Origin of the sequence: Streptomyces sp. NBC_01445 (assembly GCF_035918235.1) — a bacterium.
GTDB lineage: Bacteria > Actinomycetota > Actinomycetes > Streptomycetales > Streptomycetaceae > Streptomyces.
This window is the reverse complement of the sequence record NZ_CP109485.1, coordinates 4,482,992-4,496,990: the sequence shown is the minus strand read 5'-3', so window position 1 is coordinate 4,496,990 and position 13,999 is coordinate 4,482,992. Positions and strand designations below refer to the sequence as shown.

The window sequence follows — 13,999 nt, the reverse complement described above, 5'->3', positions numbered from 1 at the left end:
GTGCGACACTCCCTTTCATGCTCGGTGTCATCAATCTCCCGACCTATCTGGCCGGTCTAGTCCTCATCGTCCTGCTGCCAGGACCGAACTCCCTCTACGTGCTCTCCGTGGCCGCCCGCAAGGGCATACGCACCGGATACGCGGCCGCCGCCGGTGTCTTCACCGGGGACACGGTCCTGATGACACTGGCCGCGCTCGGCGCGGCCTCCGTGCTGCAGACGACGCCCCTGCTCTTCCTCGTCGTGAAGTACGCGGGAGCGGGCTACCTGACGTGGATGGCGATCGGCATGATCCGCTCGGCGCGGGCGCTGTGGAAGCAGCGCGGTGAGCCCGCCGTGGAGAGCGGAACCGAGCCGGTGACCGGGAGCGGTGACGAGCACCCGTACCGCCGCGCCCTGATCGTCAGCCTCTTCAACCCGAAGGCGATCCTGTTCCTGATCTCCTTCTTCGTTCAGTTCGTGGACCCCGGCTACGCCTACCCGGCGCTGTCCTTCGTGGTACTCGGCGGGCTGCTCCAGGTCCTGAGCTTCCTCTACCTCTCCACCCTGATCTTCAGCGGTACCCGCCTGGCCGACGCCTTCCGGCGCCGCAGGCGGCTCTCGGCGGGCGCGACCACGGCGGCGGGCATGCTGTTCCTGGGCTTCGCGGTCAAGCTGTCCCTCGCGGGGGCCTGAGGCCCCGGGCTGCTTTCGGCCTAGCCCCTGCGGGCGCGGCGCACGGCCCGGGTGATGACCGGGGGCGTCAGGTCCACGGCGATCCGGCGGGCGTGGCTGCGCTTGCGTACGGGAGCCGGATCCGGGGCGGAGGCCGCCTTCGGTTCCGCCAGGTGCTCCACATGGTGGCGGGAGCGCGGGAACGAGGGCGCCTTGACCGCCTTCGACTTCGTGCGGACCAGGCGGTGACCGGCCGCCTGCTGCACGCTGAGGGCGATGTCGTCGCGCTCCCTGAGCATGCCGAGGAGCTCGTCCTGGAGGGGCTCGGGGTCCTCCCATGTGGCGTACAGCTTCTGGGTGCTCAGGCAGAGCGGGCGCAGGCCGCGGTTGAGTACGGCCTCCCACGCGGCGACGGAGACGCCCGGCGTGTGCTCGGAGCGGAAGTCGTCCAGGACGACGATGCCGTCGGCGCCGAGCAGCTCGCGGGCGGCGCCGATGTCGCCGTACACATGCTCGTAGAGGTGCGAGGCGTCGATGTGGACAAAGCGGCAGGTGCCCGGGTCGACCTCGTCGGAGATCACGGAGCTGGGTGCCTGGACGACCTTCGGCAGCTCGTCGTGGAACGAGAGGTAGTTCTCCTCGAAGGCCTGCCGGGTCAGTGAGGCGTAGGACTTGGTGGATTCGGCCTGGTTCGCCTCGTCGGGGGCGTCGCCCTCGAACAGGTCGCACACGGTGAACTTCTCGGTGCCGTGCAGATGCTGTCCGAGGAGGACCGCGCTCTTGCCCATGTAGACGCCGAGTTCCAGCAGATCCCCGCGGACCTCCCGCCGCGCCTGCCGTTCGAGGAGCCAGGTGAACAGGAGTTGGTCGAGCGGGGGGAACCAGCCGGGGACGTCGTCGAGGTCGATCGGGCGCCGGGCGGTGGTGTGCACAGCAGTCATGGGACGCGAACCTATGAGCTCCTGATCGACAGGGTCAAGGCGCTCAGAGATCGCATCCGCCAATCGGGCAGCAAACTCCGCTGGGCATGAACCCTCAGTGAATCCTGGCGGGCGTGGGGTTCAGCTGTTTGCGCAGGAAAGGTGCAAGCGGCTTCTCCGCGACGCGGTTCAGGAGCCATGCGAGGGTGAGCATCGCGGCGACCGTGAGGGTGAACGTCACGGCGGACGGCAGCCCGAGACGCCGGTGCAGCATCTCGATCACCACCCAGCCCAGATGCTCGTGGACCAGGTAGAACGGGTACGTCAGCGCACCGGCGACCGTCAGCCATCCCCAGTTGATCCGGTTCAGCAGCCCGAGCGCTATCGCGCCCACCGCCACGAAGCCGAGGGTCACTATCAGGATGATCGAGCCCGACCCCCGGTACGAGAAGAAGTGAGGGTTCGGTGCATGCCACAGTGCGGCCACCGCGTAGTGCTGACCGATCAGCCAGCTCACGAGGACGATGCCCCACGCGGTCATGTCGCGGCGGTCGAGGTGGAGCAGATACAGGCCGACGCCGCCGATGAAGTACGGCGCGTACTCCGGCATCAGGATGACCTTGAGGGTCGGCTCGCCGGACGCCTGGGTGATCGCGGCGGCGAGCGTCCACACGGCGCAGAACAGCACGACGCGGCGCCGGTTCGCGCCCGGCAGGACGATGCACAGGGCGAACAGCGCGTAGAAGCGGACCTCGGCCCACAGGGTCCAGCAGACGCCGAGGACCCGGTCCACGCCGAGCGGCTGCTGGAGCATCGTCAGATTCAGGAGCGCGTCACTGGGCGAGACCGCCTTGTACGCGACCACGGGCAGCGCGAAGACCGCCGTCACCAGGATCACGGCCGCCCAGTAGGACGGCAGCAGTCGGGACGCGCGGGAGGCGAAGAACGAGCGCAGGGGCTTGCCCCAGCCGCTCATGCAGATCACGAAGCCGCTGATGACGAAGAAGATCTGCACCCCGAGGCAGCCGTAGGCGAACCACTGGTGCAGTGACGGGAACTGGACCTTCGGTGAGGTGCCCCAGGCCTGGGACACCTCACCGTCACGGCCGCCGTAGTGGTACGCGGCGACCATCAGGGCGGCTATGAGTCGCAGGCCGTCCAGGGCTCTCAGCCGCGGTGCGTGCGCGCGGGGGCGCGCGCTCCGCACCGTGGCGTCCGCTCCCGGAGAAAGCGTGGGGAGCGTCGTCTGTGAAGTACTCATCCGAGGGCAGCCCGCTTGAACGAGCGCGCGCGGCGGGCGACCCGGCGCACCGTCGCGTTGCGCGGAATGAACGCGAGCTGAGCCGGGACGGCGCCAGGCAGCGCGAGGGACGTGAGCCGGCGGCGCTTGAAGTAGCGCCACGTGTGGTCGTTCAAGTGCGTCGAGAGATACCGCTCGGCCGCGGCCCGCAGGTCCGGGTAGATCTTCGGCTGCATCGCGAAGCCGACCGCGCGCACCAGCTGGTTCAGCTCGGCGTTCGCCGTGCCGGACTCCTGCGCGGTCACGGCCGCCTGCTCCGACAGCTCCGGCAGCAGCGCGTCCACGATCGTGACCGGGACGCGGTTGCTGTTCTGGTACGGCGCGAGGCGGTCGAGGAGGGTGCCGGTGCCGATGCGGGCGACCGGGATGCCGTAGAACGCGGACGCGGTCAGCAGCGCCGTCGAGAAGCAGCCGACCACCAGGGCCGGGCGCATCCGCTGGTACAGGACCTCGGCGAGCACGGGCGTGTCGAGGACGGTGAGCTCGGCGCCGAGCTTCTCCGCCTCCGCCTCCAGGGTGCGCGACCAGGTGGCCGGCGCCGTCGGGTGGGGCTTGAAGACGATCCGCGTGTGGCCGAGGGCGACCGCGCCGCGCATCATCCGCACGTGCAGGTCCTCCTCCTCCTGCGCGGTGAGGATGTCGAGCGCGGACAGGTACTGCCCGAGCAGCACGGCCGGTTCGGGCCCGACGGGCGGCAACTCGCCGCTCACATCACCCAGTTCGGCCAGCACCTTCACGAAGACGTCCGTCGGCACGACCTCGGGTTCCACGCCGAACTCCGTGAGGAGCAGCGGCTTCAGGTCCGGTACGAGGTCCAGGTGCAGCAGCCGCCGCACGCGGGTGCCGACCAGCGGGTCGATCTTGTTGCGGGTCGGGCCGTAGCTCATCAGGCCGTCCGCGTACACGTCGACGGGGACGCCGGTGAAGATCTGCGCCACGGCCATCGCCGGGTTGACCTGGATCGACTCCACGGCCAGCTCGACGTCGTCGTCGCCCAGGTCCCAGGCGAGACGCAGATGGCGCTCCCACAGCGGTACGTCGTCGGGGCGCGGGGCCCAGCCGCCGGGGTGGAACGGCGCGATGGTCTCGTTCCACGACACGACGTCGTCGAAGCGGCCGCGCAGCCGCTCGAAGCCCGGCATCTCGTCGACGGCGGGCGTCGTCTCCGGGGTCGCCGCGTTGTTGGCGACGAGCAGGATGCGCCGGTCCGCGGGCGCGAAGCAGTCCGCGTCGAGGGCCGCGGCGAGCGTCGCGGTCCCGTACAGCGTGGAGGCGAAGAAGATCTGCGTGGTCACGCGGCAGCCACCCCCGCCGCGGCGGGGCGGCGCCGCAGCCGGCGCAGGCGCGTCGCCCGCTGCACGTCCATCGAGTCGAGCGCGTCGTCGAGTACGTCCTGCGGCATGCGCTTCAGCGCCGCGGAACTCAGTGTCTTCAATTTGCGCGCCACTGCCGGTTCGAACCTTTCGATGGATCCCAGGTGGTGGGAAATAATCGCGCAGTACGTACGGACGGCCTTCGGCAGAAGTTTTTCCGCGTCCTGGTCCTGCGCCGTTTCGGCCACCACCTGGTCGAACGCCTTGATGAAATCGAGCTGTCGCACATCGCCGATCTGCGTCAGCGACGAGGCGACACCGCGCCGGTAGAACACGCCGAGAAGTCCCACCGCGGCAAAGGATTTCGCCTCGCGGTGCAGCCGCCAGATCCACGGCCTGTCCTCGGCCGTGCGCAGGCCGTCGGTGAAGTGGAGGAGGCCGGCGTCGGCGAGCCGCCGGTGGTACATGCCGGCCCACGCGTACGCGTAGTCGACGGACGTCGAGCGGTCGGCGGGCAGGATCGCCTCGCGCGGATCCATGACGACACCGCGCCTGCCGGTCGGCACGCGGTGGACGGTGCGGGCCCGCGCGGTGCACTGGACATGGTCCGTACGGACGAAATCGCAGCCCAGGCCTTCGATGGAGGCGAGCAGTCGCTCGTAGTATCCAGGGGCGAGCCAGTCGTCCCCGTCCAGGAATGTCAGGTACTCACCGCGCGACGCGTCGAGTCCGGTGTTGCGCGCGGTGGCCAGGCCTCCGTTCTTTTCGTGTCTGACCAGGACGGCGCCGGGCAGCTCGCGCTCGGCGCGCGCGAGAATGTCCGGGGTCTCGTCCTTCGAACAGTCGTCGACGAGAATGAATTCGAAGTCGTCGCGCGCGTTGGCACGAAGACTTCTGAGGGTGTCGGGCGCGTATTGCTGCACGTTGTAGAACGGCACGATGACGGAGAGCTTGACCACGTGAAGGACGCTAGGCGGCGGCCCGGCATTCGTCTTGACCGATGGTGAGATGTCAGGTGAACGACGCGTGGCGGAATAGTGAACCCGCCTGCTTCCCGGGCACTTCCCGGCCGGATTCCCCATTCGTCGGTGCGCTGTTAACCGTTTGTTGCACTCCGGTTGGGCCGTCGATCGGAATCGCTTCCTAGCTTCTTCGGTGTGCCAGCAAGTACCTCTGAGACCCGACGGGTCGCCGTGCTCGCGGACTCCGACACCCGGTGGAAGTGGGGCGCGCTCACCGCGCGCCGCCTCACCACCGACGAGAGTCCGCTCAACGGATTCCTCCTGCGCGGCCGGGCCACCCCGACACCACGCCAGCTCGACGAGGTCGGCGTCCGCGCCGACAGCCTCGACGAAGTCACCGCCGTCGAATTCCTGCGCCGTATGGAGCAGGACGCCGACCGGTACGACGTCGTCGTCCTCGCCCTCGTCGGCGGCGCCGTCCAGGCCATGCTCCACGGCCTCACGCGGGCCTGGCAGGGCCGGGCCAAGCGGCCCGTCGTCGTCACCGGCTACGTGGGAGTCGTCTACGAGAAGCTCGCCGACGGGCTGCTCCTGCGGCACGGCGCCGACCTCGTCCTCGCCAACTCCCGCCATGACGCGGACCGTTTCCGCGCCGTGTACGAGGGTGTGGACGCGGATGCCTCCTCGGTGACCGAGTGCGCGCTGCCGTTCCTCGGCGGCACGCCCTACGAGGAGAAGCACGACCCGTACACGGTCGTCTTCGCCGCGCAGCCCTCCGTACCGGACACCCCCGCCGACCGCGCCTACCTGCTCAAGCGGCTCGTCGGACACGCCCGTCTGCACCCCGAGCGCGAGGTACTGCTCAAGCTGCGCAGCAAGCCGGGCGAGCACACCACGCACATCGAAGAGGCGCCCTACCAGAAGCTCGCCCAGCGGATCGACGGCGGACTGCCCGCCAACTGCCGCCTCGTCTACGGGCACATGGGCGAGGTACTCGACCGCACCGACCTCCTGGTCACCGTCAGCTCGACGGCCGCGCTCGAAGCCCTGCACCGGCGCATCCCCACGGCCCTGCTCACGGACCTCGGGGTGCGCGAGGCGCTCGGCAACCACCACTTCACCGGCTCCGGCTGCCTCGCCTCCTGGGACCAGCTCGACGCGGGCCACCTGCCGAAGGCCGACGAGGAGTGGGTGGCACGCCAGGGCGTCGCGGCCGACGGCACGTACGACACCGCCTTCGACACGGCCCGCGCCCGGGTCACCGGCCTGACCGGAGCCGACCGGCTCCCGCCCCTGGCCCCCTACTACAGCCTCACCACCGCCCCCGGCTACCTGCCGCGCATCCTCGCCCGCCACCACCTCGCCCCCGACGGGACGCCGCTGCCCGGCGCACCCGCCGCCGGCAAGGAGCCCGGCCCCGTCCGGCAGATCGTGCGCCGCGCCGCACGTGGCGCCTACCGGCACGGAGTGCAGCGCGTAGCGCCCGTCATCCGGCGGATGGGCGAGCTGTGAACGCCCGTACCCCTCAAGGAGACCTGATGACCAACCCGGAAGCGGGCACAGCGGCACCGGTCCGCCGCGTCCTCGCCGTGATCCCCGCCCGTGGCGGCTCCAAGGGAGTGCCCGCCAAGAACCTCGCCCCGGTCGGCGGCGTGCCCCTCGTGGCCCGCACCGTCCGCGAGTGCCGCGCCACCCGGCTCGTCACGGACGTCGTGGTCTCCACCGACGACGCCGCGATCGCCGCCGTGGCCCGCGAGGCGGGCGCCGAGGTCGTCCTGCGGCCCGCCGCCATCGCCGGCGACAAGTCGAGCTCCGAGGCGGCCGTGCTGCACGCCCTCGACGCCCACGAGGCCCTCCAGGGCGCAGCGGTCGACGTCGTGCTCCTCGTCCAGTGCACCAGCCCCTTCATCGTCCGCGAGGACATCGACGGCGTCGTCAACGCGATCGTCGAGAAGGGCGCCGACACGGCCCTGACCGTCGCCCCCTTCCACGGGTTCGTGTGGCGCGACGCCGATGACGAGCCGGCCGCGCCCGCGGTGGAGCGCGCCTCCGTCGAGGGCGGCACCGACACCCTCGTCGCCCCCGCCGCCACCAGCGGCGGCTACGGCGTCAACCACGACAAGTCCTTCCGCCAGATGCGCCAGGACCGCCCCCAGGACCTCCTGGAGACCGGCGCGGTCTACGCCATGGACGCGAGCGGCTTCCGCGAGGCCAAGCACCGCTTTTTCGGCCGCACGGAACTCGTCCGCACCGACCCCGCGCGGGTCCTGGAGATCGACGACCCGCACGACCTCTCCCGCGCCCGGGCCCTCGCGCCGCTCTTCGACGCGAACAGGCCCGGCTCCCTCCCGACCGCCGAAGACATCGACGCGGTCGTCCTCGACTTCGACGGCACCCAGACCGATGACAAGGTGCTGATCGACTCCGACGGACGGGAGTTCGTCACCGTGCACCGCGGTGACGGCCTCGGCATCGCGGCCCTGCGCAAGTCGGGCCTGCCGCTGCTGATCCTGTCCACGGAACAGAACCCGGTCGTCGCCGCCCGGGCCAGGAAGCTCCAGATCCCGGTCCTGCACGGCATCGACCGCAAGGACCTCGCACTGAAGCAGTGGTGCGAGGAACAGGGCATCGCGCCCGAGCGCGTGCTCTACGTCGGCAACGACGTCAACGACCTCCCGTGCTTCGGCCTTGTCGGCTGGCCCGTGGCGGTCGCGAGCGCCCACGACGTCGTACGAGGCGCCGCGCGCGCGGTCACCACTCTCCCCGGTGGTGACGGCGCGATCCGAGAGATCGCCACCTGGATCCTCGGCCCTTCTCTCGACTCCCTCAACAAGTAAGGAACTCCCCAGTCATGAGCACCAACTCCCGCCTGCGCACGTTCGGTTCGAAGACCGCCGGCCCCGGCCAGCCCGTGTACATCACCGGCGAGATCGGCATCAACCACAACGGCGACCTCGACAACGCCTTCAAGCTGATCGACGCGGCCGCCGAGGCCGGCTGTGACGCCGTCAAGTTCCAGAAGCGCACCCCCGAGATCTGCACCCCGCGTGACCAGTGGGACATCGAGCGCGACACCCCCTGGGGTCGCATGACGTACATCGACTACCGCCACCGCGTCGAGTTCGGCGAGGACGAGTACCGCCAGATCGACGAGCACTGCAAGAAGCGCGGCATCGACTGGTTCGCCTCCCCGTGGGACACCGAGGCCGTCGCCTTCCTGGAGAAGTTCGACATCCCGGCCCACAAGGTCGCCTCCGCGTCGCTCACCGACGACGAGCTGCTCCGCGCCCTGCGCGCCACCGGCCGCACGGTCATCCTCTCCACCGGCATGTCGACGCCGAAGCAGATCCGTCACGCGGTCGAGGTCCTCGGCTCGGACAACATCCTCATGTGCCACGCCACGTCGACCTACCCGGCGCAGGCGGAGGAGCTCAACCTCCGCGTCATCAACACCCTCCAGGCCGAGTACCCGAACGTCCCGATCGGCTACTCCGGCCACGAGACCGGCCTGCAGACCACGCTCGCCGCCGTCGCCCTCGGCGCCACCTTCGTCGAGCGTCACATCACCCTCGACCGCGCCATGTGGGGCTCCGACCAGGCCGCCTCCGTCGAGCCGCAGGGCCTCACCCGCCTCGTGCGCGACATCCGCACCATCGAGGCGTCCCTCGGTGACGGCGTCAAGAAGGTCTACGAGTCGGAGCTCGGCCCGATGAAGAAGCTCCGCCGCGTCGCGGGCGTCGTCGCCGAGTCGGAGATCGCCGTCGCCGCGGGCGAGCCGGTCGGCGTCTGACCGTCCGACGTCCGCCCGTGTGGGCCGGCGCCCAGCCGGGCGCCGGCCCACGGGCCCCAACCCCCCACAGGTCCCTCGGAGGGCCCATGTCGCCCATGTCAGCAGCACGCTCCGGACGCCGCTCCGGAACCCTGTGTTTCGTGGAGAGCCCCGTCCAGCTCCTCAACGTCCTGGAATGGGCGCATCGCGCCGAGAGCACCGACAAGACGGACCGGATCACCCTGGTCGTTCTGTCGCCCACGGACCCCATGACCCGCGGCCAGCTGCGCCGCATGGCCGAACTCGCCCGCGACGAGGGCCACATCGTCCGCTGGGAAGAGGCGCGCGGCGGCGCCACCGCGCCCTTCCACACCATCGGCGGACTCGCGGGCGCGCTGCGCAAGGCCGCCCGCATCGTCATCGGCGACCCGTTCTCCCGCTACGTGCAGCTCCTGCTGACGATCACCCGGGCCCCCGAACTCGTCGTCGTCGACGACGGCACCGCGACCATGGAGTTCGTCTCCCAGCTCGCCCGCGGTGAGCGCCTCGTGCGCTGGCACCGCCGCGGCGGCCGCCCCGGACCGCGCGACGTCGTCTTCGCGCCCGTGTCCGCCGCCGCCCGCCGCCGCCTCACCCCCGACGGCACCCGCCGCACCGTCGAGGTCTTCTCGGCCATGCCGATCGACTCCGTCCCCGACGGTGTCCGCGTCACCCGCAACGACTTCACCTGGACCCGCGCCCGCTTCGGCCCGCCCCGCATGACGAAGGGCGCCGACCTCGTCGGCACGTCCCTCGTCGAGACCGGCGTCGTCGACCCGGACCGCTACCTGGAGGCCGTCCGCGCCCTCGCCCGCGCTCACGGCGCGACGCGCTACTTCGCCCACCGCCGCGAGAGCTCGGACAAGCTGCACCGCCTCGCCACCGAGACCGGCCTCGAAGTGGTCCGTCCCGACCTCCCCCTGGAACTGATCGCCCGCCGCGGCCCCATCGGCCGTACGATCCTCAGCTTCCCCTCGACGGTCGTCCACACCCTGCCCCTGGCCCTCGTCGGCACCGAGGTCCGCGTCGCCGTCTGCGACATCGACCCCGCCTGGCTGACGGAGAACGCCTCACCGCGCGCCCAGGGCTTCCTCTCCGGCGTCACCGGCACCGCACGCGACGTACACCGCCTCGCCTCGGTCGCCCCGGCCGTCTGACCGCCGGGCCCCCGCGGGCCCGATCTTGGTCAGACCTTGGTGATCGCGTGGCAATCCGAAGGGCAACCCCACGGGGCGCCGGCAGGTCAAACCCACCGCACCCCCCACTCCGCACACAGCGCCCAGAGGAATCCGTGACGCACCCCCGACACCGCCTCTCCAAGAGACGCCGCTACGTCGCCATGTCCGCCGCAGGCGTGGCACTGGCCGCCACCGGAGCGATCGTCGCCCAGTCGGCGACAGCCACCACGCTGCCCGCGGCCAAGACGTACACCGGCCGCGCCTTCGACACCTGCACGGCCCCCTCCCTCTCCGCCATGAAGGCCTGGAAGACCGGCTTCTACGGCGCCGCCGCCGTCTACGTCGGCGGCAAGAACCGCGGCTGCGCCCAGCCCAACCTCACCGCGTCCTGGGTGAAGTCGGTCAGCGCCTCCGGCTGGAAGCTGATCCCGCTCTACGTGGGTGCCCAGCCGCCCTGCCAGTCCGGCGCGAACCCCGAGAAGATGACCGCGTCCACCGCCGCCTCGCTCGGCGCGAAGGACGGCGCCGACGCCGTCACCAAGGCCGCCGCCCTCGGCATGAAGGCCGGCTCCCCGCTCTACCTGGACATGGAGTCGTACGACACGACGAACACGTCCTGCAACAACGCGGTCCTCACCTACGTCCGCGCCTGGGACAAGGCCGTGCACACCAAGAGCTACCGGACCGGCTTCTACGGCTTCCGCAGCTCCAGCGCGAAGGCCGTCGCCACGACGACGAACCGCACGGACATGCCGGACATCCTCTGGTACGCGCTCTGGGACAAGGTCAACACGACCACGACGTACTGGCCCTTCGCCTCCACCCTGTGGACCGGCCACCGCCGCGCCCACCAGTACATGGTGAACAGCAAGGAGTCGCGCGGCGGTTACACGATCACGGTGGACCGGGACGCGTGGGACGCGCCGGTGGCGATCGTCGGCTGACCGCCGAGATCACGTGGGCGGGGGTGCGCCCGGGATCAGACGCTGCCCGGGCTGCTCGCCCTCGACCTGGCCGGTGTCAGGGAGTGCCGGGCCGTGCCCGCCTCCCGGGGTCGCCTCGGAGGCGGGCACGTCCGAGTTCATCGGGCCCGCGGAGGGCGAGGCGGCGTGTGACGGAGGGGCCGAAGACAACTCGCCGCGAAAGAGACGTCCTACCCACTTCGCGTGAAGCGCATGCGCACTCCGGCCGCATTTCTTACCCCAATTCGGTTGAACTTTTGTTGATCGTGGGGCGGCCGACCCCCGCCCCGGCCTACCCTTCAAAGGGTGAACCAACTGATGTCCCGAGAGTCCGAGGCCGGTCAGCCCGGGGAAGTGGTCCCCTCCGGAGCGCTCCCCGGCACGCTGTCCGAAGAGCTCCGTGCCGAACTGGTTGCCTTCCGCCGCGACTTGCACATGCACCCCGAGCTCGGCAACCAGGAGTTCCGCACCACGGCGGCGATCAGGGCCCGCCTGGAGAAGGCCGGGCTCACTCCACGCATTCTGGACATCGGCACGGGACTCGTCTGCGACATCGGCACGGCGGAGGGGGAGTGGCGGGGCGGGCCCCCCATGCTCGCCCTGCGCGCCGACATCGACGCGCTTCCCATCCCGGACACCAAGGCGAGCTGCGCCTACCGATCCACCGTGCCCGGCCGCGCTCACGCCTGCGGCCATGACGTGCACACGACGGTCGTGCTCGGCGCGGGCCTGGTCCTCGCCGAGCTGCACCGGCAGGGCCGGCTCCCGCACCCCGTACGCCTGATCTTCCAGCCCGCCGAGGAGGTGCTGCCCGGCGGCGCCCCCGACGCCATCGAGTCGGGCGTGCTCGAAGGCGTCGGGTCGATCATCGGCGTGCACTGCGACCCGAAGGTCGACGCGGGCCGGATCGGGCTGCGGCACGGCGCGATCACCTCGGCCTGCGACCGTCTCGAGGTCGCGCTCGACGGGCCCGGCGGGCACACCGCGCGCCCCCACCTCACCACCGACCTCGTGACCGCCGCCGCGAAGGTGGCCACCGAGGTCCCCGCGCTCGTCGCCCGCCGCATCGACGCCCGCTCGGGCCTCGCCGTGACCTGGGGACGTATCGAATCCGGCCACGCGTGCAACGTCATCCCGCAGCACGCCGAGCTGTCCGGCACCGTCCGCTGCCTCGACCTCGAAGCGTGGCGGCAGGCGCCCGACCTGGTGCACGGCGCGATCCAGGAGATCGCCGACCTCTACCGCGCCAAGTCGGAGATCAACTACATCCGCGGGGTGCCGCCCGTGGTCAACGACCCGGAGGTCACCGACCTCCTGACCGCCGCGATGACGCTGCGCCGCGGCGCCCACTCCGTCGAGGACACCCAGCAGAGCCTGGGCGGCGAGGACTTCTCCTGGTATCTGGAGCACGTCCCCGGCGCCATGGCCCGCCTCGGGGTGCGCACCCCCGGCGAGCGCGGCGGACGCGACCTGCACCAGGGCGACTTCGACGCCGACGAGTCGGCGATCACCGTAGGAGTGGAGCTGTTCACCGCGGCGGCGCTGATGGACGGGGCCGCACGGGAGCAGGGGGCGTAAATCGGTGCGGGGAAAGGGTCGGTGTGGGCGGCACGTAACCCACCCGACCCACCCCCGTAACGCCCCGTAGACCGGACCGCCGGGCGTCGTTCGCGTCAATCCGATAACGGCTGCGGAACGGCCCTTTATCTGACATCTACGCGCGTTACGATCCGTCCGAAAACCAGCGCCGGGAGCCCGGCGCTCAGGTCAGGTCGAAGGAGCCTCCCTTGCGCCGGGTAGCCAAAATCTCTGCTGCGTGCATAGCCACCGCGGCACTCGCTCTCACCGCCACCGCATGTGGCGGCACTTCCTCGGACAACGAGTCCTCGGGCTCCTCGTCGGACTCCGGCAAGAAGGGCGGGGTCAAGATCGGCCTCGCCTTCGACGTCGGCGGCCGCGGCGACCACTCCTTCAACGACTCCGCCGCGCGCGGTGCCGACAAGGCCAAGAAGGAGTTCGGCGGTGACCTCAAGGAGCTGACCGCCAAGACCTCCGACACCGAGGCCGACCGCGAGCAGCGCCTGTCCGACCTGGCCGACGCCGGCTACAACCCCATCATCGGGGTCGGCTACGCGTACGCCACCTCGATGACCAAGGTCTCCGCGAAGTACCCGAAGACCACCTTCGGCATCGTCGACTCCGTGGTGAACGCCAAGAACACCGACTCCATCGTCTTCACCGAGGAGCAGGGCTCCTACCTGGCCGGCGTCGCCGCCGCGCTGAAGACGAAGAAGGACCACGTCGGCTTCATCGGCGGTGTCGACGTCCCGCTGATCAAGAAGTTCGAGGCGGGCTACGTCCAGGGCGTCAAGGCCACCAACCCGAAGATCAAGGTCGACGTCCAGTACCTGAGCCACGGTTCGGACACCTCCGGCTTCGCCTCCCCGGACAAGGGCAAGGAAGCCGCCCAGGGCATGCTCGACAAGGGCGCCGACGTCGTCTACTCGGCGGCCGGCTCCTCCGGCAACGGTGCCATCGAGGCCGTCTCCGGCACGAAGGGCGCCTGGGCGATCGGCGTCGACTCGGACCAGTACAACATCCCGGGTCTGGCCAAGTACAAGTCCTCGATCCTGACTTCGGTCGTCAAGAACGTCGACATCGGCGTCTACGACCTGATCCAGTCGGTCAAGGACGGTTCGCCGAAGACCGGCACCAACACCTACGCCCTGAAGGACGGCGGCGTCTCGCTCGCCACCTCCGGCGGCTACATCGACGACATCCAGGCCAAGCTGGACGCCGCCAAGGAGCAGATCGCGAGCGGCAAGGTCAAGGTCAAGACCACCCCGTGACCTCAGGCCCCTGAGGGCCCGGCTCGGCGGGGGGAGTGGCGAAAGCTTCCCCTC

13 protein-coding genes are annotated in these 13,999 nt (G+C 70.5%); 8 read left to right on the top strand and 5 right to left on the bottom strand.

All coding sequences use genetic code 11. The features are described 5' to 3' along the window. The first annotated feature begins 17 nt into the window (after positions 1-17). A complete protein-coding gene (leuE, locus tag OG574_RS20355) occupies positions 18-674 on the top strand; it encodes a leucine efflux protein LeuE (protein ID WP_326774400.1) in 657 nt (218 codons plus the stop codon). A 20-nt stretch (positions 675-694) separates the two neighbouring features. On the opposite strand, the gene OG574_RS20350 is transcribed toward leuE, so the two are convergent. The 4 genes from OG574_RS20350 to OG574_RS20335 form a co-directional block, all read right to left on the bottom strand. Beyond that, positions 695-1,594 (bottom strand): class I SAM-dependent methyltransferase, encoded by a 900-nt coding sequence (locus OG574_RS20350; RefSeq protein ID WP_326774399.1) that lies wholly within the window; start codon positions 1,592-1,594, stop codon positions 695-697. A 94-nt stretch (positions 1,595-1,688) separates the two neighbouring features. Beyond that, positions 1,689-2,834 (bottom strand): acyltransferase family protein, encoded by a 1,146-nt coding sequence (locus OG574_RS20345; protein ID WP_326774398.1) that lies wholly within the window; start codon positions 2,832-2,834, stop codon positions 1,689-1,691. After that, complete coding sequence (locus OG574_RS20340) at positions 2,831-4,168, bottom strand: polysialyltransferase family glycosyltransferase (protein WP_326774397.1); 1,338 nt, start codon at positions 4,166-4,168, stop codon at positions 2,831-2,833. The genes OG574_RS20345 and OG574_RS20340 overlap by 4 nt, the downstream gene beginning before the upstream one ends. Further along, positions 4,165-5,145, bottom strand: a complete 981-nt coding sequence (locus tag OG574_RS20335; RefSeq protein WP_100594735.1) for a glycosyltransferase family 2 protein — start codon at positions 5,143-5,145, stop codon at positions 4,165-4,167. The genes OG574_RS20340 and OG574_RS20335 overlap by 4 nt, the downstream gene beginning before the upstream one ends. Before the next feature lie 198 nt (positions 5,146-5,343). Here OG574_RS20335 and OG574_RS20330 point away from each other — a divergent pair, with 198 nt between their 5' ends. The 5 genes from OG574_RS20330 (at position 5,344) to OG574_RS20310 (ending at position 11,078) form a co-directional block, all read left to right on the top strand. Further along, positions 5,344-6,660, top strand: a complete 1,317-nt coding sequence (locus OG574_RS20330) for a DUF6716 putative glycosyltransferase (protein WP_326774396.1) — start codon at positions 5,344-5,346, stop codon at positions 6,658-6,660. 26 nt (positions 6,661-6,686) lie between these two features. Next, positions 6,687-7,985: an N-acylneuraminate cytidylyltransferase gene (locus OG574_RS20325; RefSeq protein WP_326774395.1), complete on the top strand. Its 1,299-nt coding sequence runs from the start codon at positions 6,687-6,689 to the stop codon at positions 7,983-7,985. A 14-nt stretch (positions 7,986-7,999) separates the two neighbouring features. Continuing rightward, positions 8,000-8,938 carry an N-acetylneuraminate synthase family protein gene (locus OG574_RS20320; RefSeq protein ID WP_326774394.1) on the top strand — a complete coding sequence of 313 codons (939 nt, stop codon included), beginning with the start codon at positions 8,000-8,002 and terminating at the stop codon, positions 8,936-8,938. An 86-nt stretch (positions 8,939-9,024) separates the two neighbouring features. Continuing rightward, complete coding sequence (locus OG574_RS20315; protein WP_326774393.1) at positions 9,025-10,113, top strand: hypothetical protein; 1,089 nt, start codon at positions 9,025-9,027, stop codon at positions 10,111-10,113. 182 nt (positions 10,114-10,295) lie between these two features. Next, the gene (locus tag OG574_RS20310) at positions 10,296-11,078 is read left to right on the top strand and encodes a glycoside hydrolase domain-containing protein (protein WP_326778552.1); all 783 of its coding nucleotides are present in this window, start codon (positions 10,296-10,298) and stop codon (positions 11,076-11,078) included. A gap of 9 nt (positions 11,079-11,087) precedes the next feature. Here the strand turns inward: OG574_RS20310 and OG574_RS20305 are convergent, their stop codons facing one another. Further along, positions 11,088-11,219 (bottom strand): hypothetical protein, encoded by a 132-nt coding sequence (locus tag OG574_RS20305; protein ID WP_326774392.1) that lies wholly within the window; start codon positions 11,217-11,219, stop codon positions 11,088-11,090. Between the two features lie 195 nt (positions 11,220-11,414). Here OG574_RS20305 and OG574_RS20300 point away from each other — a divergent pair, with 195 nt between their 5' ends. Then, positions 11,415-12,674, top strand: a complete 1,260-nt coding sequence (locus OG574_RS20300; protein WP_326774391.1) for an amidohydrolase — start codon at positions 11,415-11,417, stop codon at positions 12,672-12,674. A 209-nt stretch (positions 12,675-12,883) separates the two neighbouring features. Then, positions 12,884-13,945, top strand: coding sequence for a BMP family lipoprotein (locus OG574_RS20295; protein WP_326774390.1), 1,062 nt, complete (start codon positions 12,884-12,886; stop codon positions 13,943-13,945). Positions 13,946-13,999: the final 54 nt, after the last annotated feature.